The sequence below is a fragment of the Dokdonia sp. Hel_I_53 genome, from assembly GCF_007827465.1.
Classification (GTDB): Bacteria; Bacteroidota; Bacteroidia; order Flavobacteriales; family Flavobacteriaceae; genus Dokdonia.
In genome coordinates, this window is record NZ_VISL01000001.1 from 2,024,412 (window position 1) to 2,047,068 (window position 22,657).

At 33.9% G+C, this 22,657-nt stretch carries 25 protein-coding genes and 2 pseudogenes; 12 read left to right on the forward strand and 15 right to left on the reverse strand.

Going from position 1 to position 22,657, the window contains the following annotated elements; genetic code table 11:
* Positions 1-416 precede the first annotated feature (416 nt).
* From OD90_RS09005 to OD90_RS09035, 7 genes are all read left to right on the forward strand, one after another.
* Entirely contained in the window at positions 417-1,373 is a 957-nt protein-coding gene (locus tag OD90_RS09005) for a hypothetical protein (protein ID WP_144668847.1), read from the forward strand.
* Positions 1,343-2,554 (forward strand): O-antigen ligase family protein, encoded by a 1,212-nt coding sequence (locus OD90_RS09010; protein ID WP_144668848.1) that lies wholly within the window; start codon positions 1,343-1,345, stop codon positions 2,552-2,554. The genes OD90_RS09005 and OD90_RS09010 overlap by 31 nt, the downstream gene beginning before the upstream one ends.
* A complete protein-coding gene (locus tag OD90_RS09015; RefSeq protein WP_144668849.1) occupies positions 2,554-3,705 on the forward strand; it encodes a glycosyltransferase family 4 protein in 1,152 nt (383 codons plus the stop codon). Before OD90_RS09010 ends, OD90_RS09015 begins: the two co-directional genes overlap by 1 nt.
* A 6-nt stretch (positions 3,706-3,711) precedes the next feature.
* Entirely contained in the window at positions 3,712-4,932 is a 1,221-nt protein-coding gene (locus tag OD90_RS09020) for a glycosyltransferase (protein WP_144668850.1), read from the forward strand.
* Positions 4,933-5,044: 112 nt separating this feature from the next.
* A complete protein-coding gene (locus OD90_RS09025; protein WP_144668851.1) occupies positions 5,045-6,034 on the forward strand; it encodes a UDP-glucuronic acid decarboxylase family protein in 990 nt (329 codons plus the stop codon).
* 2 nt (positions 6,035-6,036) lie between these two features.
* Positions 6,037-7,389 (forward strand): exopolysaccharide biosynthesis polyprenyl glycosylphosphotransferase, encoded by a 1,353-nt coding sequence (locus tag OD90_RS09030; protein WP_144668852.1) that lies wholly within the window; start codon positions 6,037-6,039, stop codon positions 7,387-7,389.
* Positions 7,373-8,182 (forward strand): glycosyltransferase family 2 protein, encoded by an 810-nt coding sequence (locus OD90_RS09035; RefSeq protein ID WP_144668853.1) that lies wholly within the window; start codon positions 7,373-7,375, stop codon positions 8,180-8,182. The genes OD90_RS09030 and OD90_RS09035 overlap by 17 nt, the downstream gene beginning before the upstream one ends.
* A gap of 33 nt (positions 8,183-8,215) precedes the next feature.
* Here OD90_RS09035 and OD90_RS09040 read toward each other — a convergent pair whose 3' ends face one another.
* Positions 8,216-9,517: a phenylacetate--CoA ligase family protein gene (locus OD90_RS09040; protein ID WP_144668854.1), complete on the reverse strand. Its 1,302-nt coding sequence runs from the start codon at positions 9,515-9,517 to the stop codon at positions 8,216-8,218.
* Positions 9,518-9,640: 123 nt separating this feature from the next.
* Between OD90_RS09040 and purD the strand changes: the two genes are divergently transcribed.
* On the forward strand, positions 9,641-10,912 hold the full coding sequence (gene purD, locus OD90_RS09045; RefSeq protein WP_144668855.1) for a phosphoribosylamine--glycine ligase: 1,272 nt from the start codon (positions 9,641-9,643) through the stop codon (positions 10,910-10,912).
* Here purD and OD90_RS09050 read toward each other — a convergent pair.
* On the reverse strand, positions 10,907-11,170 hold the full coding sequence (locus OD90_RS09050; protein ID WP_144668856.1) for a DUF6341 family protein: 264 nt from the start codon (positions 11,168-11,170) through the stop codon (positions 10,907-10,909). The genes purD and OD90_RS09050 overlap by 6 nt on opposite strands.
* A gap of 81 nt (positions 11,171-11,251) precedes the next feature.
* Here OD90_RS09050 and OD90_RS09055 point away from each other — a divergent pair, with 81 nt between their 5' ends.
* The 4 genes from OD90_RS09055 to OD90_RS09070 all read left to right on the forward strand — a co-directional run bounded on the left by OD90_RS09055 (position 11,252) and on the right by OD90_RS09070 (position 15,224).
* Complete coding sequence (locus tag OD90_RS09055) at positions 11,252-12,175, forward strand: DUF6427 family protein (protein ID WP_144668857.1); 924 nt, start codon at positions 11,252-11,254, stop codon at positions 12,173-12,175.
* A gap of 373 nt (positions 12,176-12,548) precedes the next feature.
* Positions 12,549-13,160: a DUF4254 domain-containing protein gene (locus tag OD90_RS09060; protein WP_144668858.1), complete on the forward strand. Its 612-nt coding sequence runs from the start codon at positions 12,549-12,551 to the stop codon at positions 13,158-13,160.
* A 40-nt stretch (positions 13,161-13,200) separates the two neighbouring features.
* The gene (locus OD90_RS09065; RefSeq protein WP_261374494.1) at positions 13,201-14,217 is read left to right on the forward strand and encodes a glycosyltransferase family 9 protein; all 1,017 of its coding nucleotides are present in this window, start codon (positions 13,201-13,203) and stop codon (positions 14,215-14,217) included.
* 53 nt (positions 14,218-14,270) lie between these two features.
* Entirely contained in the window at positions 14,271-15,224 is a 954-nt protein-coding gene (locus tag OD90_RS09070; RefSeq protein WP_144668859.1) for an NAD(P)H-dependent flavin oxidoreductase, read from the forward strand.
* A 589-nt stretch (positions 15,225-15,813) separates the two neighbouring features.
* Here the strand turns inward: OD90_RS09070 and OD90_RS09075 are convergent.
* From OD90_RS09075 to OD90_RS09135, 13 genes and pseudogenes are all read right to left on the reverse strand, one after another.
* Entirely contained in the window at positions 15,814-16,419 is a 606-nt protein-coding gene (locus tag OD90_RS09075; protein WP_315897471.1) for an ATP-binding cassette domain-containing protein, read from the reverse strand.
* Positions 16,420-16,469: 50 nt separating this feature from the next.
* Entirely contained in the window at positions 16,470-16,727 is a 258-nt protein-coding gene (locus OD90_RS09080; RefSeq protein WP_144668861.1) for a hypothetical protein, read from the reverse strand.
* Positions 16,728-16,843: 116 nt separating this feature from the next.
* Complete coding sequence (locus OD90_RS09085; protein WP_144668862.1) at positions 16,844-17,383, reverse strand: hypothetical protein; 540 nt, start codon at positions 17,381-17,383, stop codon at positions 16,844-16,846.
* A gap of 2 nt (positions 17,384-17,385) precedes the next feature.
* Complete coding sequence (locus tag OD90_RS09090; RefSeq protein ID WP_144668863.1) at positions 17,386-17,613, reverse strand: hypothetical protein; 228 nt, start codon at positions 17,611-17,613, stop codon at positions 17,386-17,388.
* Between the two features lie 30 nt (positions 17,614-17,643).
* Positions 17,644-17,829: pseudogene (locus OD90_RS09095) on the reverse strand (2Fe-2S iron-sulfur cluster-binding protein); the annotation flags it as partial.
* A 4-nt stretch (positions 17,830-17,833) separates the two neighbouring features.
* Entirely contained in the window at positions 17,834-18,190 is a 357-nt protein-coding gene (locus OD90_RS09100) for a hypothetical protein (RefSeq protein WP_144668865.1), read from the reverse strand.
* Between the two features lie 277 nt (positions 18,191-18,467).
* Positions 18,468-19,025: a hypothetical protein gene (locus tag OD90_RS09105; protein ID WP_144668866.1), complete on the reverse strand. Its 558-nt coding sequence runs from the start codon at positions 19,023-19,025 to the stop codon at positions 18,468-18,470.
* A gap of 355 nt (positions 19,026-19,380) precedes the next feature.
* Positions 19,381-19,653 carry a hypothetical protein gene (locus OD90_RS09110; protein ID WP_144668867.1) on the reverse strand — a complete coding sequence of 91 codons (273 nt, stop codon included), beginning with the start codon at positions 19,651-19,653 and terminating at the stop codon, positions 19,381-19,383.
* 208 nt (positions 19,654-19,861) lie between these two features.
* A pseudogene (locus tag OD90_RS09115) lies at positions 19,862-19,999 on the reverse strand (2Fe-2S iron-sulfur cluster-binding protein); the annotation flags it as partial.
* 98 nt (positions 20,000-20,097) lie between these two features.
* Positions 20,098-20,532: a hypothetical protein gene (locus OD90_RS09120; protein ID WP_144668868.1), complete on the reverse strand. Its 435-nt coding sequence runs from the start codon at positions 20,530-20,532 to the stop codon at positions 20,098-20,100.
* 39 nt (positions 20,533-20,571) lie between these two features.
* Entirely contained in the window at positions 20,572-21,147 is a 576-nt protein-coding gene (locus tag OD90_RS09125; RefSeq protein WP_144668869.1) for a hypothetical protein, read from the reverse strand.
* Positions 21,119-21,937: a hypothetical protein gene (locus OD90_RS09130; RefSeq protein ID WP_144668870.1), complete on the reverse strand. Its 819-nt coding sequence runs from the start codon at positions 21,935-21,937 to the stop codon at positions 21,119-21,121. Before OD90_RS09130 ends, OD90_RS09125 begins: the two co-directional genes overlap by 29 nt.
* Positions 21,938-22,180: 243 nt before the next feature.
* On the reverse strand, positions 22,181-22,654 hold the full coding sequence (locus OD90_RS09135; RefSeq protein WP_144668871.1) for a hypothetical protein: 474 nt from the start codon (positions 22,652-22,654) through the stop codon (positions 22,181-22,183).
* Between the last annotated feature and the right edge of the window lie 3 nt (positions 22,655-22,657).

Genomic DNA, 22,657 nt, shown 5'->3' on the forward strand with positions numbered 1-22,657 from the left:
GTTGGGAGCTATCTATATCATTTGCCATAAGTGGTTTATTACTGTTGGCAATTTTAGTTATTCATTTGTACGGAGAAGTTTCTTACTCCCCATTCATTTCGGTTTTTATTGTTTTTAATTTTCTATTTTTCCTCGTCGCTCCACTTATTCAACTTAAATTAATTGGGTCAAAAAATGCAGCACTGCTTACCAACCTTCCTTACGATAAATATCTTACGGTCTACACAAATGTTTTAGTAATAATTTTCAATTTAGTTTTCTTCTTAACGTATTGTTATCTAAAAGGCAGAAGACGCGTTATAAAGGAGTCAAGGCTCGCTACGAATTATTTGAACAGAATACCGATAACCGTAAGCATACTTTTAGGAGTATGTTTCATAACTGCCATTTCTAGCTATAACTTTGTAACGAGCGAAATGATTAGAGCAAATTGGATGCCTGCCAGCGTTTCAACTGTTACGTTACTGCTCTGGAAAAAAGTACTGTTTATTATTCCTCTAGCAGGAGTCGTTTTATGTGTGGAATATTATAGAAAAGTAAAACAAACACCGCTCAATCAGCTATACTTGTTGTTAGTATTAGTAGCTTTTATAATCATCTTATTTTGGTTTAAGAATCCATTGGTAGAAAAACGTAATGCGCTTGGGCCTATCTATATAACACTCATCTATTTATTCTTACCTAGACTTTTAAATTCGAATGTGAGGAGTACTTCTTTTATGTTCTTCTCAATGGTTATTGTATTTCCATTATCTGCTTTTTTTACACATACTACCTCTTCTTTAAAGGATATCATTAAGAAACCTAGATTACTTGTAGAACAATTTGAAGGAGAAGGGATTAATGAAGTCTTTAACACCCTGCACTATGACGCTTTTATAAATATCTCTGCCACAGTAGATTATGTGAAACACGAAGGGTTTGTTTATGGAGAGCAATTACTTAGTGCCTTTCTATTTTTTGTGCCACGTAGTATGTGGGAAAGTAAGCCTATTAATACAGGACCTTTAGTGGGAGAGTATCTTATTAAACAATATGATTTTCACTATAGTAATTTATCAAACCCAATGGTGTCAGAAGGGTATATAAATTTTGGGATCTTTGGCGTGATATTAATGGCGATCGCAATAGCATATACCGTGGTATATTTATTAACTTGGTTGGAAGGAACTCATTATTTAAAAAAAATGATGGCATTTTATTTTGCTATTCATTTATTGTTTTTTCTACGTGGAGACTTCACAAATGGTTTTTCATATTACGTAGGGACTATGATTGGAGTACTTGGGGTATTTAAAATCACAGATTTTCTTATCAAGAACGCATTGCTTAATCAAAGACTATGGAAACAGAAAAAGAAAAACATAGTGTAACATTTTTAAGGTATGCCTTAGCCTTAGTTTTTGCTTCGGTTGTATTACCTACAAATTTAAAATCTATTGCCATTGGGGTTTTTGCTGTAGCAGTAATTTTCAATGTTTCACAGAGGCGCCTTACTTTTAATAAGCAAACTGGATATGCAGGTATATTTTATGTACTAATTGCACTCACCTTTTTCTATAGCAATAACCAAGAGTACGCTTTAAGAAAATTAAGCACGCTACTCCCTCTACTTATATTCCCAGTGTTATTTTCCTTATTAAACACAGGAGAAGTAAGACAGTTAAAAAAATGGCGAAGACCGCTACTACTAACCTATATTATAACCGTATTTCTTTTCAACTTGATTCCCTTCGTATGGTTATGGATCACCCATTATTCATTCGAAGAATTAATCATACACTATACAACCGTTGTAAGAGTAGACTTTGGAAAATATTCCATACACCCCATTTATTTGTCGATGCACAATGGACTGACCATTCTTTTTTCATTTTTCTTGATAGTTAGAAAACTTCCTAAAGGACTTATATATAGTTTACTTGCAGTAGATGCGGTTTTATTGCTATTTCTTTTGCTGTTTGCCAAGAAAGGACCGCTACTAGCGTTACTACTTATGTTAGGGTTAACACTTATTTTTCATCGTAAAAACAAGCTATTTAAACCTTATTTATTAATAACAATAGTACTCATAGGTTTAACGATAGTAATACCTAAAACGAGAAATAAATTTATAGAGCTATTCTCTATTGAGAATGTGGATACTGGGGCTATAAATTCTACAAATATTAGATATAGTATTTATACAACCACTATAAACCTTATACAAAAGGCACCAGTCTTTGGGTATGGTATAGGTGATTATAGGGAGGTGTTGACTAGCCAATTTCAAAAAGATGGAAATGAGATGTTGTATGAAGCAAACTACAATGCACATAATCAGTATTTGAGTTTTCTACTCATAGGAGGTGTTGTGTTGCTTATTACTTTTTTGATATACCTTTTTATCACAGGAGTATTAGCCATTCGGTATGATAATCAATTACTTATTTTAACCCTCATCTTTTATTCAATTGTGATGTTCACAGAGAACATATTAGAACGTGAGTCTGGGGTGTTATACTTTGCCTTATTTTTAAGCTATTTTGGACTGTTTAATGCAAAAGAAGTCTAGTGCACATTGCTCAAATACATAACGAGTATAAAGATTTAGGAGGCGAAGACGTGGTGGTTGCCCGTGAAAAAGAATTACTAGAAAATGCAGGACATAGCGTATCTCAATATATAGTGAGCAATAAAAATGTAGATACGCTTTCGCGAAAGCTAAAAACAGCTATTTCCCTACCATATTCGTATGATCAAAAGGATAAAATGCTGGCTTTTTTAAAAGTGAAGAAGCCCGAAGTTGTACACGTTCATAATTTTTTACCTATACTATCTCCTTCTGTATTTTACGCCTGTAAAGAGGTTGGTGTACCAGTAGTATTGACAATACATAATTATAGATTGATTTGTAGTAATGGACTATTGTATAGAGATGGGAACGTGTGTGAAAAATGTATCTCAAAAAAATGGGGATTCCCAGCCATTAAACATGGCTGCTATCAAGACTCTAGCATAACGTCAATCTTTCCAGTGCTTGCAAATGGAATTCATAGTTCTCTAGATACTTGGTCAAAATATATCGATAAAGTCATTTTTCTGACCGAGTTTTCTCAAAATATTTTCAAACGGTCTCACATACAGTTTACGAACGAACAAATGATCGTAAAACCAAACTTCGTTAAAGATCGCGGCTACAGCTATGAGAAAGAGGATTACTTTTTATATGTAGGTCGTCTTTCTGAAGAGAAAGGGATTATTGAAATAGTAAATGCCTTTATTGATTCTGGAAAACCATTAAGAATAGCGGGAGAGGGACCACTATCAGATATGATAAATACCAAAATAGAAAAATATCCACATATTAAACTTCTAGGCTTTCAAAATCAAGATGAACTCTCCGAACTTTATTTAAAAGCAAAAGCACTTGTGACAGGATCAAAAATGTATGAGACCTTTGGCCTTATCATTATAGAAGCTTTCTCTTTTGGAACTCCTGTAATCGCTCCAAATTTTGGAAACGTGGGGAGTTTAGTTACTACAAATATTGATGGAGTGTTGTATGATCATCTGGACGCATCAAGTTTGCAAGAATCCTTTGAGAAATTTGACTTTTTGGATCAGGAAAAACTACGAAAAAATGCTAGAGCTACATTTGAAAAGAACTTTACGTCTGGGCAAAACCTAAACCAATTAGAGGCTATTTATAAAAGTGTTTTATAGAGATTTATGAGTTTACAGGCAAAGCACATCACCCTTATTTCCCTTAACTTCTATCCAGAAGATACAGCTATAGGTTTATACAGTACCCAACTTGCCCAGTATCTTGAAAAGCAAGGTGCTGAGGTGTCAGTAATTACCGGATTTCCATATTATCCTAATTGGAAAATAAGAGAGGATTACAAAAATAAAGGAAGCTTTTACCACGAGAAAATAGGGAACATATCTATTTATAGATACAAGCAATTTACACCAGAAAACCCCACATTTTTAAAACGAATAGTTCAAATAGTTGACTTCACAATTGGCACTAGGATTAATTTTAAGCACATCAAAAACTGCGACATCGTTATATCTGTAATTCCATTTACGAGTAGTGCATGGTTAGGAAATACGCTTTCGCGAAAGCGTAACGCAAAGCATTGGATACACATTCAAGATTTTGAATTTGATGCAGCGTTTCAGTCTGGAGTTGCAAAAGGCTCGTACTTAAAAAAACGCCTATATAGAAGCCTTATGAAGCTAGAAAGGTACATCCTAAATCAAGCTGACGGAGCTAGTACAATTAGTTATGCCATGCTGTCTAAATTAAAACAGAAAACAATTACAGCACCTCATTATGTGCCTAATTGGGTAGTTAATGAGCATATAGACGCTCAAGACTTACTTGCAAATAATCTATTTACAAAGTCAAAGTTCAGTATTTTGTATGCAGGTAATGTGGGAGATAAACAAGATTGGGATTTGTTTGAAAAATTAGTGCATGCTTTAGACCCCAAGAAGTACGAAGTTGTTGTTGTAGGAGCAGGAGGAAAATTTGAAAATTTAAAGAAAGCACTCTCTACCACAAACACCCGCTTTGTAGATCCTGTTCCATTTAACGCACTGTCTTCTCTTCTTTCAAGCACAGATGTACATATTCTTTTCCAAAAGAATACGGTTATAGATACAGTCATGCCATCAAAATTATTGGGTATGATGGCCAGTGGTAAGCCATCTATAGTGACGGGTCATCCAGAGGCAGAAACCCGTGAAATAATAGAAAGATCGCAAGGAGGTTTTTATAATAGCGTACAATCTGTAACAGCTATAGTAGAATATCTTGAGAGGTTGCGTATGGAACCTACAATGCACACAGAGATTGGACAAAATGCGCAACTTTACATCACCCAAAACTTTAATAAAAAAGAAATCTTAGCAAATTTTTATAATAGATTGTTGACTTTATAGGTAAAACTTGCTGAGTACAAGCTTACTTTCCTACTTTTGCTAGGAATAGGTGACAATTCTAATCTAAAGCAATACTGAAAAGATGGTTACCCGTCGATGTTAAACTAAAGATATGCGCAAAAGAGTTTTGATTACAGGAGCAGCTGGCTTTTTAGGTTCACACCTATGTGATCGCTTTATTGCCGAAGGTTTTCATGTGATAGGGATGGATAATCTTATCACAGGTAGCTTAGCTAATATTGAGCACTTATTCCACTTGGAACAGTTTGAGTTTTACAACCACGATGTCACCACTTTTGTACATGTTTCTGGTGAACTAGACTATATATTGCATTTTGCCTCACCGGCTAGCCCTATTGACTATTTAAAAATTCCTATTCAAACCTTAAAAGTAGGTTCACTAGGTACTCACAATCTTTTGGGACTTGCTAAAGTGAAAAACGCACGATTTCTGATAGCCTCAACATCTGAGATTTATGGAGATCCTTTAGTGCACCCTCAAGACGAAGATTACTATGGAAATGTGAATACGATAGGTCCTCGTGGCGTATACGACGAGGCAAAACGCTTTCAAGAATCTATAACAATGGCGTATCATCGTTTTCACGGTATGGAAACACGCATTGTACGCATATTTAATACCTATGGTCCAAGAATGCGATTAAATGATGGTCGTGTAATACCCGCTTTTATGGGGCAGGCACTTAGGGGAGAAGACCTCACTATATTTGGCAATGGATTACAAACAAGATCGTTTTGTTATGTAGATGATCAAGTTGAAGGAATTTATAGGTTATTATTGAGTGACTACGCATTACCTGTAAACATTGGAAATCCAGATGAGATCACCATAAAAGATTTTGCAGAAGAAATTATCAAACTTACTGGCACCGCCCAAAAGGTAGTCTATAATGAACTACCAGCCGATGATCCGTTGCAACGACAACCGGATATATCTAAGGCCAATGCGATTTTAGGCTGGGAACCAAAAATTGATCGCTCAGAAGGTATGAAAAAGACCTTTGATTATTTTAGAAATTTGTCGAAAGAACAACTCTATAAGAGTGAGCATAAGGACTTTTCAAAGCATATACGAAAGTAGTTATGGCATATAGGGTAGGTAGATATTCTGTATATATTAGGCCAATAATCTTGTTTTTAGATATTGTACTCATTATTGCGATTGCTAAATTATTTTTAATTGAAAACAACCACTTCGTAATCTACGTTATCTACATTGCTGTAACATGGTTTGTTACATGCTATAAGTCGCATTTTTATGATATATATAGATACACAAAACCTGTTCGTATTATCTCCCTTTTAGTATTACAATTTTTTATTTTCACTCTACTAGTTTTTGCATTTTTCGGACTTTTTCAAGATGCAGGAACCTCTCCACAAAGAGTTCTTAAATATGTGACATATGTTTTCTTAGGAATTACCTCTTTAAAATTTGGTGTCTTTTACCTTTTAAAAACATATAGAGCTGTTTTAGGTGGGAACCACCGTAATGTAGTGATTTTGGGAAGAAACAAGGAAACAGAAGAGCTCACTACGTTTTTTTATGAGAATAAAGAATATGGATATGAAGTTCACAAAATATTTGATATAAATGAGCCCAATGTGTCTTTAAACAGCATTTTTTCAGAAATACTTTCGTTAAATGTAGATGAGGTATACTGCTCCATAGAACAGTTTACTAATGAGCAGCTAAGGGAAATTGCTGAGTTTACGGATAATCACTTGAAACTTTTAAAATTCATACCTGATAATAGGGAACTATTCACAAAAAAATTAGAATATCAATATTTAGGAATAACGCCAATATTATCCTTAAGGAGGATCCCTATAGACGCTCCGTTAAATCATTTTACAAAACGTTTTTTTGACATTGTAATGTCCATTGTTGTTATTGTTGGCGTGTTATCATGGCTTACACCTCTTCTTGCTATTTTGATTAAACTAGATTCTAAAGGTCCTGTTTTTTTTAAACAAAAGCGCAACGGGTTAGATTATCATGAGTTTGATTGTTACAAATTTAGATCTATGTTGCCTAATGATGATGCAGATCTTGAACAAGTAAGTAAAAATGACAAACGTATTACCCCAATAGGTAGTTTTCTCAGGAAAACGAGTATTGATGAATTACCACAGTTTATTAATGTGATTAAAGGAGATATGTCTGTAGTGGGTCCAAGGCCACACATGGTAAGTCATACACATATGTATGCAGAGCGTATAGATAAGTTTATGGTACGGCATTTTATCAAGCCAGGGATAACAGGTCTAGCACAAGTAAGTGGTTATCGAGGAGAAGTAGAAAACGACGGAGACATTGTAAACCGAGTGAAGTATGACATTTTTTATGTTGAAAATTGGTCTTTATTTTTAGATGTTAAAATTGTTCTCACTACGTTATATAAAGCAATTACTGGAGATGACAAAGCTTACTAATATAGCACCAGAAAAACCCCTAGTATCTATCATTACCCCTTTGTATAATGCGCAAGATTTTATTGTGGAAACTATAGAAAGTGTGTTATCCCAAAACTATATAAACTGGGAACATATAATTGTAGACGACTGCTCAACCGATAATTCTGTAAGTATTGTCAAAGAATTTACAGGAAGAGATGAGAGAATAAAATTAATTTCGCTTTCGCGAAACGGTGGTCCTTCCGAAGCTCGTAACAAGGCTACACTAGAAGCAAAAGGAAACTACATCGCCTTTTTGGACGCAGATGATTTATGGCATCCACAAAAACTTAACTTACAGATAGAATTTATGCAAGCTCACAACTGTGCTGTATCATTTACCAGTTATGTACATATCAATGAGCATGGAGATCAAGTAGGAAAACGGATTGTTGCGCTACCCAAACTTTCTTATAAAAAGCAACACAGCAATAATTATATTGGTAACCTCACAGGAGTCTATAACATCAATATGGTTGATAAGATACTCTCTCCAAACATTAAAAAACGTCAAGATTGGGGAGTCTGGTTAGAGGCTATACATCGAAGTGGTAAGTCTGCTTTGGGCATTCAAAAAGATCTTGCGTATTATAGAGTGCACCTCAACTCTATGAGCTCAAATAAATTAAATCTCGTTAAGTACAATTACTTGTTTTATAGATTACACCTTGGATATGGGAAGGCAAAGTCCACCTGGTGGTTATTACGTTTTTTTTGGGAGTACTTCGTACTGCGACCTAAATGGATACAGACATATAAAATCAATGATTAAGATTTCAGGTGAGTGTGATTTGTAAAAAATTGATCAACCTGTAGCAAGTGCAGTAAATTGTTTCAATTTTGATCCTTTGCCACGATTCATATTCGGGACGCGTTCAAATATGATATTAAGTCCTTTTTCTAAATATTTATAGGTTGCATCCTTTACAGCTTGTTTTTCTACCGTAGATAAGGGTCTTTGCGAGGTATAAATAAACTTAAAAGTATCTGGATATATTTGTTTTATGATAAACTCGCTCACATTACCACTTTCTTCAATGATGGTTTTTGTCACATAATAAAAAGTGAGTCCAGGTACAACCTTTCCGCTCGGTAAAATAGCAATATCATTTGTACGGCCTTGTAGGTTACTGAGGATAGTTTTGTCTGTATTTTTTTCGTGTTTCAGGGCACCCATATCTCCTATTTCATAGCGTATAAAAGGATGTGCTTTATTGTATAGAGATGTTATTACAATACGTCCCAATTCTCCATCTGGAAGTATGTTGTCATTTTCGTCTAAGATCTCAATATAGAGTAATTCGTCATCTACTTGAAAATCACCATTTTCATTTTCAAAAGCAATAAGTCCTACTTCAGAAGCCCCGTACTCGTTGATAATAGTTACATTAAACTGAGTGTTTAATAGCTCTCTATCACTCTCAAAGAGCATCTCACTTGTAACGATACATGCTTTCAAAGAAGGACAAATATCTTTGAGAATGAGTCGCTGTTTTTTTAAATACTTGGCAAAAAGTACAATGCTGCTAGTGTAACCATTTATGTATTCAAAATCCACATTTTTAAACGTATGTGCGATCTGCGCTAGCGTCTCATCGTTTAAGTTAAAAATAGGAAAGCGGTATCTATTAGCTAACTTATCTTTTAATTTTTCTTTGTAGTAATTTAATGGGTTTAGGGGTGTCCCATAAAAACGAGCTTGTTTTGAGTGATTGAGGTCAATATCATACCATTGATATTTATCAAAAAAACTTGCCCAGCTTAAGGCATGACAATGCTTATCTTTTGCATAAATAAAGGGGTGCCCAGAAGAGCCAGAGGTTTTTCCTTTATATACATCTTTCTGAAAATCATTTGAAAGTCGAGTTTCCAGCGGCTGTTGTAGGCTAGTTTTGGTCATTATAGGCAATGATTCCCAATCCCAAGTTGAGTTTGTTCCAGCAAAATTTTGATAAAAAGAATTAAACTTTTTATGGTGATTTACGATATCGATTTTAGCGCTTTCTACGTAATACTGATTATTATTAGACTGTATACGCTTTAATTCCGCTTTCGCGAAAGCGATATCAAACCCATTAAGCCGTAATGTCCATTCAAATAATTTCAACCTCACTTATCTTTAGGACAAATTAGGATAAAATACTGTTTTTACAAGTTTAGAAGCATAGTTTTTTTGGCAAGCCTTAATGCATAGCCTATTTTTGTTTTAAATTATATAACATTCCCACTGATGAATATTTTAATATTAGGTTCTGGAGGCCGTGAGCACACATTTGCATATAAAATTGCACAAAGTAAAAACTGTAATAACCTTTTTGTAGCTCCTGGGAATGCAGGAACTCAAAAAATTGCAACCAATATTGATATAGGTGTGACAGATTTTGACGCCATCAAAACATTGGTACTCAAAGAGCGTATTAAAATGGTAGTTGTGGGACCAGAAGATCCACTTGTAAAAGGTATTTATGATTTTTTCAAGGGAGATGATGCATTAAAAGATGTGGCAATAATCGGGCCTTCTAAAAAAGGGGCAAAGCTTGAAGGTAGTAAAGAGCGTGCAAAAGAATTTATGATGGCACATCAAATACCTACTGCAGCATATGCTGCTTTTACTAAAGAAACACTTAAAAAAGGGAAAGTATTTTTAGAAACGCTAAGTCCTCCATATGTTTTAAAAGCAGACGGACTTGCCGCAGGAAAAGGAGTACTTATTCTTGAAACCCTCGAAGAAGCGAAGGAAGAACTAGAGATAATGCTTGGCGGAAAATTTGGAGAGGCTAGCACCACTGTTGTCATAGAGGAGTTTTTAGATGGAATAGAGCTAAGTGTATTTGTACTTACAGATGGCGAGAACTATAAAATTTTACCTACCGCAAAGGACTATAAGCGTATAGGTGAAGGAGATAAAGGGCTAAATACGGGAGGAATGGGAGCCATCAGTCCAGTTCCTTTTGCAGATGAAATATTCATGCAGAAGATAGAAGAGCGCATTGTAAAACCTACAGTTAATGGTCTTTCTAAGGAGAATATAGAATATAAAGGGTTCATCTTTATAGGACTCATTAAAGTGGGTGAGGAGCCTAAAGTGATTGAGTACAATGTGCGTATGGGTGACCCAGAAACAGAAGTGGTATTACCACGTATTCAATCTGATCTTGTAGAACTATTTACGGCTGTAGCCAGCCAAAAGCTAGATACGAAAGATTTAAAAATTGACAATCGCAGTGCTTCGACTGTAATGTTAGTATCTGGAGGATATCCAGAAGCTTATGAAAAGGGAAAAACGATCACGGGCCTTGATGAGGTCAGTGATTCTATTATCTTTCATGCAGGTACAGCAATAACAGAGAATGGTAATATCGTTACAAATGGAGGCAGGGTGATTGCTGTTACTTCCTTAGATTCTGATTATAAAAAGGCACTAAAAAAATCCTATCAAAACATAGATAAACTACATTTTGATAGGATGAATTATCGTAAGGATATAGGTTTTGATTTATAGACGGCTGTCTAACTCGCTGTCCTTCCCTAGAAAACTGTGTGCTTTTGCCTCACGGTACTCTGTGTCATTATCATTATATTTTTTAAGCTCCAGCATCCAGTAAACAAGTGCTGCAGCACAAATAAGCATAAATATCCAATTGAGTCCATTAGCCAGCCACCAATTACTTAGTTCTAGCTCTGCTAAAGCGTTAAAAGGTGCAAATAAAACAGCTTCTGCAGCATCTTCAATTGCTTCAAAAAAACTTGTCAAACTCATAATGTTGTATGTTTACAATATTGAAATCTCAGTGATGCAAGTATTTTACTTGCAAGTGCAAAAATATAAAAATTTCTACTGATGCTCACAAAATTTTTTGGTACTGCAAAACCCATAGCAGTCATTGCTGTGCTTACCTATATGATCATAGGTTTTTTCTACAGTAATAAGAGTGTTTTTATGGCTCCATTCTCTTGGGTAGAGTTGCTTAAGGTATTTGGAATGTTACTACTTTTTATTTTGGCAATGTTCGTTTTAAGTTTTGTGGCTCAAAAGAATGACCTAACTAAACGTAACTCATATCGAATTTTATTATTTGGAGCCTTCGGTCTAGCTTTACCTGAAGCATTGCGCGATGGGAGTATTTTAATAGGAGGCGCATTAGTGCTTATCGCTTTGCGAAGAGTAATTAGTTTAAGATCAGAATTGCATATGGAGCGTAAGATATTAGACGCAACATTTTGGATATTATTAGCTTCTTTGGCGGTCTTTTATAGTTGGGTTTACGTAATAGCTATTTACCTCACTCTTTTAATCTACAGAAGTAACAAATTGCATATGTTGTTTATACCTATTGTTGCAATATGTAGCTTTTGTACAGTTGGCTATGCAATCCTTTTGTATTATTATGGAGCTCCTCAGGATGTGATCGTTGATTTACCAGCGATTTCATTTGACTTTAAAGCATATAATAACCTCCAGATTCTTATCGCTATCGCATTTTTAATAGGAACGTTACTCTGGACAATATGGAGCTACTTAAGAGAACAAAGTCGTGCGTCTTCAGTTCTCAAAGGGAGATATGCAGTAGTTTTGACCATATTATTTATAAGCTTTGCTTTTATAATGATGATAAATAATAAGACAGGAGCAGAGTGGTATTTTATACTTCCACCTATTGTTATTATCGTGAGTAACTATCTAGAAAACACCTCTAGTCTATTATTTAAAGAGAGTTTACTCTGGCTCATCATAATATTACCCATTATAATTCACCTTGTTTAAAATTGTAAATACCCTAAGGTTAAATTTTTTTTGGCACTACAGAAATAAAATTATTTATTTAGAATTACGCTTTCGCGAAAGCGAACACAAAAACTCTATTTCTTAGCGTAAAAAATATGATGAGTCTATTTAGAAAAACATCACTAATTAATTTTTGATGGAAAATAGGCAGAACAAACCCAATTATAATGCCGCCATAAGTAGCTATTACACGCTTGAGTTTATACAAGTCATTATTTTAGAATTGACATTTAAACTATTTAATTGACAATCAGTTGTTTGTGAGAAAAACACTACCATCATTAAAAATAATATCTTTGTAACAAGTTGTAACAATACACAGCTTATAGGTATTACAATGAAAATAACATATATGTTTACAGATAAGGCGAATAAAATATTTAAAGAAGTCATAGACACCTATCATGTGGTGAATACGGTAGTGCAACCATTCACAAATAAATATGATAAGAGTGATAATTTGTTAGCGCATCTACTATATAGAAAATGCTGGATAGATACTGTACAATGGCATTACGAAGATATTATTAGAGACCCACAGATTGATCCAGAGGCAGCTCTTACTCTAAAACGTAAGATTGATGCTTCAAATCAGGATCGTACCGATATGGTGGAGTATATAGATAGTTACTTTTTAGAAAAATACAGAGATGTTCAAGTAAAGAGTGATGCAACAATTAACACAGAAAGCCCAGCATGGGGTGTAGATCGACTATCAATTCTTGCATTAAAGGTGTATCATATGGAAGAAGAGGCTACACGAGAAAACGCTAGCCAGTCACATCGTAACACTTGTCAAAAAAAGCTTGAAGTCTTATTAGAACAACGAGAAGATCTCTCTACGGCTATAGACACATTACTTGACGATATCGAAAAAGGAGACAAATACATGAAGGTCTATAAGCAAATGAAAATGTATAATGATGACGAGTTAAACCCTGTATTGCGGAATATTAAAAAATAAATTTTCTACTCAACCCTTTTTAGACGCTCTAGTAACGACTATGCATAACAACTCTGATCATATATTAGTTATTCGACTCTCAGCAATGGGAGACGTTGCTATGATTGCTCCAGTGGTCTATGCATTAGCAAAAAAATATCCACATCTTAAAATTTCTGTTTTATCAAAGTCTTTTTTTAAACCTATTGTAGAGACCATTCCTGGAGTACATTTTGTAACAGCAGAAGTAAAGACAACACATAAAGGAGTAAGCGGTATATGGAAACTATCTCGAGATCTTAAAAAACAAAAGATAACACACATCGCAGATCTTCATAATGTACTTAGGTCAAAAATGCTTCTTAAATTTATGGCGACTCCTGCTGTACAACTGGATAAAGGGCGTACAGAGAAAAAGGCACTTATAAGCGGAGAAAAGAAGCACTTCAAACAACTCAAGAATACCATAACGAGATATGCAGATGTTTTTGAGAAACTTGGGTATGCCATACCATCACCTATTGCGCTCCCAAGACCGCAGAGAAAAGATGCTGTAGCGAAGTTTACAAAAAAATGTAGAAGGAAGTGGTTAGGTATAGCCCCTTTTGCGGCTCACTTAGGGAAGCAGTACCCATTAAACTTAATGAAAGAAGTCATTAGAAAATTAGATGAGTCTGGAGAATGGGATCTTTTTTTATTTGGTTCACCAAGTGAAGTAGACACACTCAAAGATCTATGCTTTAGTCACGTCGATGTCCATATTGCTGCAGGAGCTTTAAGTTTTAGTGAACAAATTAATCTTATTGCCCATCTAGATGCTATGATTTCTATGGATAGCGGTAATGGACACTTAGCCGCAATGTTTGGTGTACCTACAGTCACACTTTGGGGAGTAACACATCCGTACGCAGGCTTTACGCCTTTTGCTCAAGAGAAAAACTGTATTCTATCAGATCGCACATTGTTTCCTGAAATACCTACAAGTATATTTGGTAATACACTTCCAGATGGGTATGAGGAAGTAATGAGAACCATTACTCCAGAGATGATTGTTGAGAAGATATCCTCACTGTCATAACTATTATGCACGCATAGCATTTAATTCCTATATTTGATTAAAATAAAATACGTATGGCACCACAAAAAACATCATTACAAGAACTTTTAGGTATCACACACCCTATCATTATGGCACCTATGTTTTTGGTTTCTAATGTAGCGATGCTTAAAGCGGGGATGGAGAATGGAATTGCAGCATGTGTGCCAGCACTTAATTACCGTACCATAGAAGAATTAAGAGCAGCGATAACTGAGTTAAAAGCCGCAAAAGTACCTGGAGGCGCTTTTGGAATTAATCTTATTGTCAATAAATCAAACATGAAGTACCCCGCACAGCTAGAAGCGGCTTGTGATCTTGGGGTAGACTTTATAATCACTTCCTTAGGTTCGCCACAAAAAGTAATTGAAGCGGCAAAACCTAAAGGGATTAAAGTACTTTGTGATGTTACAGATCTTGGTTACTCTAAGAAAGTGGAGGCTATGGGTTGTGACGCACTTGTGGCTGTAAACAACCAAGCAGGAGGTCATAGAGGAAATATATCTCCAGAGAAACTTATTCGAGAATTAGATGAAAACTGTGCTATCCCAGTAATTTCTGCGGGAGGAGTGAGTACAAAAGCTCATTTAGACAAAATGATGTCCTACGGAGCCATAGGAGCAAGTATAGGAAGTCCCTTTATTGCATCTGAAGAAGCACCGGTTTCTGACGAGTATAAACAAGCTTGTGTAGATTATGGTGAAAAAGATATTGTGATGACTCAAAAGATATCAGGTACTCCTTGTACTGTCATTAACACGCCTTACGTTCAAAAAATAGGAACAAAGCAAACGTGGATTGAGAAAATATTGAACAAGAATAAAAAACTTAAGAAGTGGGTTAAGGCCATTCGCTTTGCAAAAGGAATGCGTGACACCACAAAAGCAGCTCAGGGAGCGACGTATAAGACCGTTTGGGTAGCTGGGCCTACCATAGAAGAAACGACAGCTATAGAGCCAGTAGCAACGATCATTAAAAAATTTATTTAAGAGAACGCTTTCGCGAAAGCGTAACCATTCGATCTTCTTTGCCTTTTCTCTGTACATAATCAGCGCTCGTCATGTACACGCAAGGAGAAATCTCATAATAAGTGCTACATAGCGCTTTGACAAGGGGCTACTTTCAATTTTCAAGTTCGCTTACACAGTGTACTTACTCCTATGCGATTTCTCGTCACTCGTGCCTCGTTCTGTCGAAATGACTTAGGGTTGTCATCTCGACGCAAGAAGAGATCACACAAGCAGCTCCACAATGTTAATAATATAAGCATCTACTTGTTTTCAGATTATTGCACACACAAAGTGTTTACTCTTATGTGATTTCTCGTCACTCGTGCTTCGTTCTATCGAAATGACTTAGGCTCGTCATCTCGACGCAAGGAGAGATCACGCAAGAAGCTCCAGGATGTTAATAAAATAAACATCTACTTGTTTTCAAATTATCGAACACATAAAGTGTTTACTCCTATTCGATTTCTCGTCACTCGTGCCACGTTTTGTCGAAATATCTTAGGCTCGTCATCTCGACGCTAGGAGAGATCACACAAGAAGCTCCAGAAGAGTTACTTTAAAAATTACATCAGCTTAAATAACCAAAATCTTTTAGATCTTCTGCAGTATGTACTTGGTTAGTCACACCATCTTTAATCACAAGGTTCTTAGTAGAAATATCTAATACATCTGTATAATAATGATCGGTGAGGATCATACCTTTCTTCTCTTTAAGTTTGAGTAGCAATGTCTTAATTTTATCTTTATACAGAGGCTCAATCATAGAAAAAGGCTCGTCTAGCATTAAGAAGGGATGAGGTAGGTTTGCAATGAGCAGTAGCTCTAGATAACGTAATTCTCCGAGCGAAAGAGATCCTGTTTTGCGGGAAGCAATTTTTTCAATAAAAGGCGCTCTAAAAATAATATCCTGGTCATTGCCTTCATAAAATAGCGGAATGATGTCACGCACTTTAAGATGTTTAGGTAGAAAGTGTTCTTGTGGTAAATACCCGATATGTTGCTGGGGAATTATGGAGGACTGCTTAATGACTATTTCATTAATTCTTAAGTCTAAGGTAGTCGCTTTTAATGTGCCGAATAAAATTTTAAGCAAGGTTGATTTGCCAGAACCGTTTTTACCAAACATTCCTAAAATCTCACCTTGTTTCAAAGAGAAAGAAACATCTTCTAGCACTTTTTTGGAACCAAAAGATTTGCGCGCATAATTTAGCTTTAACTCGCTCCTCATATAAAAAGAGCTAAAGTTATTGCTATAATAACCCCAATTGTAAAGTTTACAGCCCAAGTCTTAAGAATAAGCTCTTTTTTGGTAAATCCAAGATTGTAATACATATAATATTGCTGCTTTTGAAAATATCGAAAAGCAAGCACACCTAATCCCGTCCCAAAAACACCGAAGATGATAACCGTTCTTAGAAGCCAATCCAAAAGCCCATCTACCACCCCAGCACTTGCCAGTCCAAATAGGATACAAATTGCCATTGCAAATAGTGTAACGTCGCGGTAATATGGGAACATGTTTAAAAGTAAATAAATTTGTTTTATATAATAATCATGAAACTGCTCTCATAAAAATACTGAATAAACCTGCATTAAAATTACTTGTGTGACCAAAGTAAGACGCCCACATTACGATATTTTGAACCCATTTTTTCGTAAACCCTTAGATTTAATTCTTTAGTAGACCAAGCAGGATTATTGTCAAAAAACACATAGATGAACCCATTTCTTTCATTAAAAAGTGGTTTGGACATCCGGTAATTGTTTTCGTTATTTTCTGAAAAGTTTAATTGAAGATTATATTTACTTAACCTCACAGGTATTTCCATTTCCTTTTGTAACGTCAAGAAATCAGATTTAGATGGAAATACCTCAGATATGTCTTTATAAAAAATGCTAGGTGCTTTTTTTGCATTCATTCGAACCTCATCAATATCCCAATTAAAATCATATTCATTTTTAAGAATTTGATTTGTTAACGTTAGAGGGTGAATAGTTCTATTATTTAGAATAGGAGTTAAATATTCTAAGAATTCAATTTCCTGTGAATTCAAGTCTTTATAGAATGATTGAGATTTGCAGGAAGCCAGTAAAGCAACAGCAATAATCAAAAAAATCTTTATTGTATCTGTTCTCACTGTTATTTAGACTTAGAATAAGCAGGTATTATAAACTCTTCAACTTTTCTAGAAACATAATTTCCATTCTCAATAAAAACTTCCAACCTAGGAAACTCTTTATCCAAAATACGTATGATTTTTGGATTTATAAGACGTTCAATTTTAAATAAATTGCTCGTAGTATAATAGTCGCCATCTGTAATAAGAGATATAAAAATACTGAAATGTAGCTCTTCAGATTCACTCACATTTTTCACAGACACCTTACTTCATATATTTTAAACATCATCATGATCCACTACAATCGTAGCGCTTGTGGGATGTGCTTGACACGTGAGAATTAATCCCTCTGCCACCTCTGCATCTGTGAGGATTTGTTTTTTTTTCATCCCTGCGGTACCTTTTGTTACTCTAGCAATAAAGCTATTACAAACACCTCCTTGACAAGAGTGCGGTACATTGATTTATCTATTTCATAGTTTCTTTAATTAAAATCGTATCATTTTTTATAATACATGTATAGATACTATTTGTTGGGACTCCATTACTGTAGTATCCAAAGTTTTTAAAATGTTCCTCTAATCCTATTTTGTAATTTAGTTGATAACTACCATCTATGATAGGAACATCTATAAATTTTAAATTAACCTCTTTTTTTCCATTAGACTCTAAAGTATCAATATGAATAATGTTTGTGCCGTTTGAGATTTTTATATCAGTAATATATATAGAATTAGTATTCCATATTTCAAAATTGACTTCATTTGGCTCATTGTAGCATCCAATAATTGTAATGCATATTAAGATTCTAAATAGGGTTCTCACTGATTGGTTGGGATTAAACGTGTTGAATTTATAATACCGTGATTTCCATCATTAGGCGTTTGTGTTGATAAATTATCCCAGAAGTTCGGGTCATTGTTGTTAATTGGAGATAGATAAATCAAACTACCTATTAATAAACTCTGATAAACAGAATCAGAAAGTTCTTGATTAAACAAGATAAGCTTGTATGACTGCACTAGAGGTAAAACTTTAATAAATTAAGTAAAAACTATTAAGATTAAAATGATTAACGAACTTCTTAGATAAAATGTAAAGCTTAAAAGGCTAGATATCTTCTCGTTTCTAACACCCATATTCCATCTTCTCCTTTATTAAATATAGCTAAACTAAGTTGAGAATATCCTTCTCCTCCGGTAGTATATACATGTAAAGAATATTTCCTGTTATTTGAAAATAGAGGCTGTGCAATATATATATATGGCTTCTTTAATAAATCGTAAGCCTTTCTCTCTATTTTATGATACTCTTCTAATGAATTATAGCAAATATATTTTTCTTCATTTTCCGTGATATTTTCACAATCTATTACCTCCAGATTTTCAATTTGAGATTGCAATGTTTGCTTAGACGCTATTAAATGTTCCATAATGGATGCAGAAAAAGTATTCACATAGTGCAAGTAATTAGGATGGTTTTGATCTAAAACTTCTATAAAGTCTTTTAAACGTTCATTAGCATTAAGAACAACTTCTACCTTTCTGTCGGGTTGAAAGCTCTCGAGGTCATTTAAAGTGTTTTCTATGAATATAGTGACAACTTTTTGATTCTTAGGAGATGTTTTTGGTGTTGCACCACAGGAAAGTAATGTGTACAATATTATGTAAATAGTTAGTCGCATGGCTCTGAAGTATTAATATGACATCCTTTTTTTAAAGACCACTTTAATTTTTTGTAAAAGTGCACTTTGGATTTTTTTCAATCTTCTGGATCGATTGAGATTTGCAAGAAGCCAGTAAAGCAACAGCAATAAACAAAAAAATCTTTATTGTATCTGTTCTCACTGTTATTTAGACTTAGAATTAGCAGGTATTATAAACTCTTCGACTTTTCTAGAAACATAATTTCCATGCTCAACGAAAATTTCTAACCTAGGAAACTCTTTATCCAAAATACGTATGATTTTTGGATTCATAAGACGTTCAATTTTTTAATATATTGCTAGTAGTATACTACTCGCCATCTGGAGTAAGCGAAATAAAAATATTGGAATGTAGCTCTTCAGATTCACTCACATTTTTCACAGACACATTACTATCAAAAATTTCAAAGACACTCAAATAGAACGCACCATTATAGATTGGTTGTGATAATATATGCGGATCTTTTAAGTTTGAAAGTATGTAGTTAATTTCAGTTTTAGCTGAATAGTCTATAACTTCTGTTTGAGCTACGCAGGTAGTAATTGATAATAATAAGAACACTAAGCTAATTAATATCTTCATTTCAAAAACAGACCTATAATATTGGATAAATATATTTCTAATCTTTATTGCGTTAAGTCACAGTAATATGGAAACATGTCTAAATGTAGACAAACCTATGTGAATAAAAAAAGGCCAATCAAACTATCTTAGACTGGCCATTCCATTGTATTAAAAAATTTTAAACATCATCGAAATCCACCACCACTTTAGTACTGGTAGGGTGTGCTTAGCAGGTGAGTATTAACCCCTCTGCCACCTCTGCATCTGTGAGGATTTGGTTTTTTTCTATTTCTGCGATACCTTCTGTTACACGGGCAATACAACTACTGCAAATACCTTCTTGACAAGAGTGTGGCGCATTGATTTATCTATCTTAAGGATGTTTTTTCTGTAAAAAGTTCTTTTCTTGTCATTGTATAAATTTTAAAACTTTTTTGTAGTCCGAAAATTACTAAATACAATTTAATGACCTATTTTAAGAGTCTGTAAGTTTTTTACAGTTCCTGTATATATAGCATTGAAGAAGACTAACTCTCTGTCGAGATTCCTCCTTACAAAATAAATTTGTCTAGCTCCGCTTAATAATTCGTGTAGTTTGCAAGGTGATAATTTTTTAAAATCAGAAATAGATGTAATTTTTGTACCTAAAATGAAAGGTTTTTCAACTTGACTTAAAGGAACTTTATCAAATTCTATTCTATTAAACGGTTGAAATTTATAGTTGTCAAATGAGAAGTGTTTGTCATCACTGGCAATTAATAATTCTAAAGAATAATTATAAGCCTTATCTACAGTTAGAGTAATTGATTTATCCATCTTAATGAAAATAGAGTCTTGTTGAGCTATAATTGAAAACGAATTAAAGACAATAAGGAAATAAATAAATAATGATTTCATCTTAATTGCAGTTTGAGTTTACAGTATTTTATATCTGTTCTATTCTTTCAACTCCCAATACTCATCTTTTTTAACAAGATCTACTTCAAAACCAAAAGTATTGTCTAAAACATCTGTGGTCACGACAACATAAATTTTGGCTATGTTTGAATTTTCCATTTTATATATATTGCTATATTGAACAAAAATAGCTTGTTCCTTTGCCAAAGAAATTGATTTTAATTCATTTGTAGATAGATTAATAAAAGTATAGTCATTACAATTAAGTTTTAAATCTGCTTTAACCAACTCATATACTTGAAGATCTTTCTCATCGAAAAATGAATATACTTGATTCAATGATTTTATATTTTCAATTTTCAATTTTAAAGTATCAATATATACAGATAATGGAGGTATACTATCAGGCCGATTATTCAAGCGCTTGAACTTTGTTCCATTTTTAAACTCCTCCAGTAATGGAATTTGATCAAGTCTTTTGTCTACATTAAGTTTGTTTAGTACATTACATAGTAGATTGTCTGAAATTGATTCTTCTTTTTTTTGAAATTGGCAACTGGTTAAAAGCGAGCCTACTACAATTATACTAATTACAAGGTGGTGTGTTTGAATCATTGACTACAATAGAATAAAGGTTAGACAAATTATTGATTTCAGTTCGAGAAATATATCCAGATCTAATACCTACAGATTCTAAACCGCTCCAAGAAGGATATTTATAATGTTCTAAAGTTTGCGAATTACTATCAAATTCTCTTAATCCCCTACTTATTGGATTGATCAGGTATTGAGCCATAAAATAGTGTTCACTTGCTGTTGCTACATAATTTTGATCTGAATTTTGATCGCTATAGAACCTCCACATTTTTTCAAACCATTGAAATTGTTGTTGCGACAATGAATTAGGAGGACTATTATTAGAAAAATGAATTCTATGTAGCTCAGCGTGGAATGTTTCGTGAAAAATATCAGTTGCTATATCAATTCCCCCACTGCTAATATTAGCTAAATGAAACCTAATAGTAATTAAACCATTTTCATCAGGGATCCCAGTACGTGCGCTTGAAGTATCAATAGGATTGTTATATGTTGAAAATCTTATGTTAAATGGACTGTCATTTGGTCTAAATGCTTCAGAAGTTCTTTTCCATAGATTATTATTATCTTCAATTAGTGAAGTTAGTACACAATCCATTGGTGTATTAATAAAACTTGAGTCCTTCAGAATTCCATTCTCAATATCCACCTCACCATCTTCTTCTAAAGCTTCTTTTACTTCTAAAGCAAATAGTGGGTTCTCTAGTAAAACAGAAAGCTGTTCCTCACTAAGAGTTTCTCCAGTAGAGGTTTCTATACTTGTAAGTACGGAAGCCTCTTGTATAGTATAGTGGTATGGCAATGACATAGGCTAAAACACGATTAAATGTTGCTTCAATTATTTTTAGAAAATTTTAAGTATCAAAAAAAAAACGCCAGTTTAAACTAGGTTTATGTATTTAAATGCTGTAATTGTAAGTTTTGCCTTCCATAAGATTTATTAAGACATCTAAATACATTTAGACAGAATCTTTTTCGTATTTAGATGGGATGTAATTAAAAAAATAACAATAAATATTATTTTGCTTTTATTTATTTACAACTTCGAGGACTATCCTTTTGTTGGGATGATATTTTTTCTAGTTCCTACATAAATTAGAGGAAGGATAAAATATTCAAAACTATTTTTAGCAGTTATAGAAGTACAATTTACTTCTTCTAATAGAAAAATTTTCTTTTTAAGACTTAGTTCATTATGAACTTGCCAAAAAGCCTTTTGCTCAACTAATTCATTAATTGTTACATATTTTAAAGTGTCAATAGACACTTTTTTTCTTAATTCTTTAGGTGTTAAATATCCTATTTCATTTTTGTCCTCTATGTAAACCGTATTAAATACTTCAAACCTAAAGTAATCACTTATGAAACGAGGATCTTCGCTCTTTGATATAAATCCTGTAATGTAAGAAGTAGTATTAATTTTCTTAAAAAAAGGCTTTTCTATTTTAAGATAGAGCGTTTCATTTTGAGAAAAACAATTTGCTGTTATAAGTAAAATAATAATGCTTTGGATTAGTTTGTTCATAAG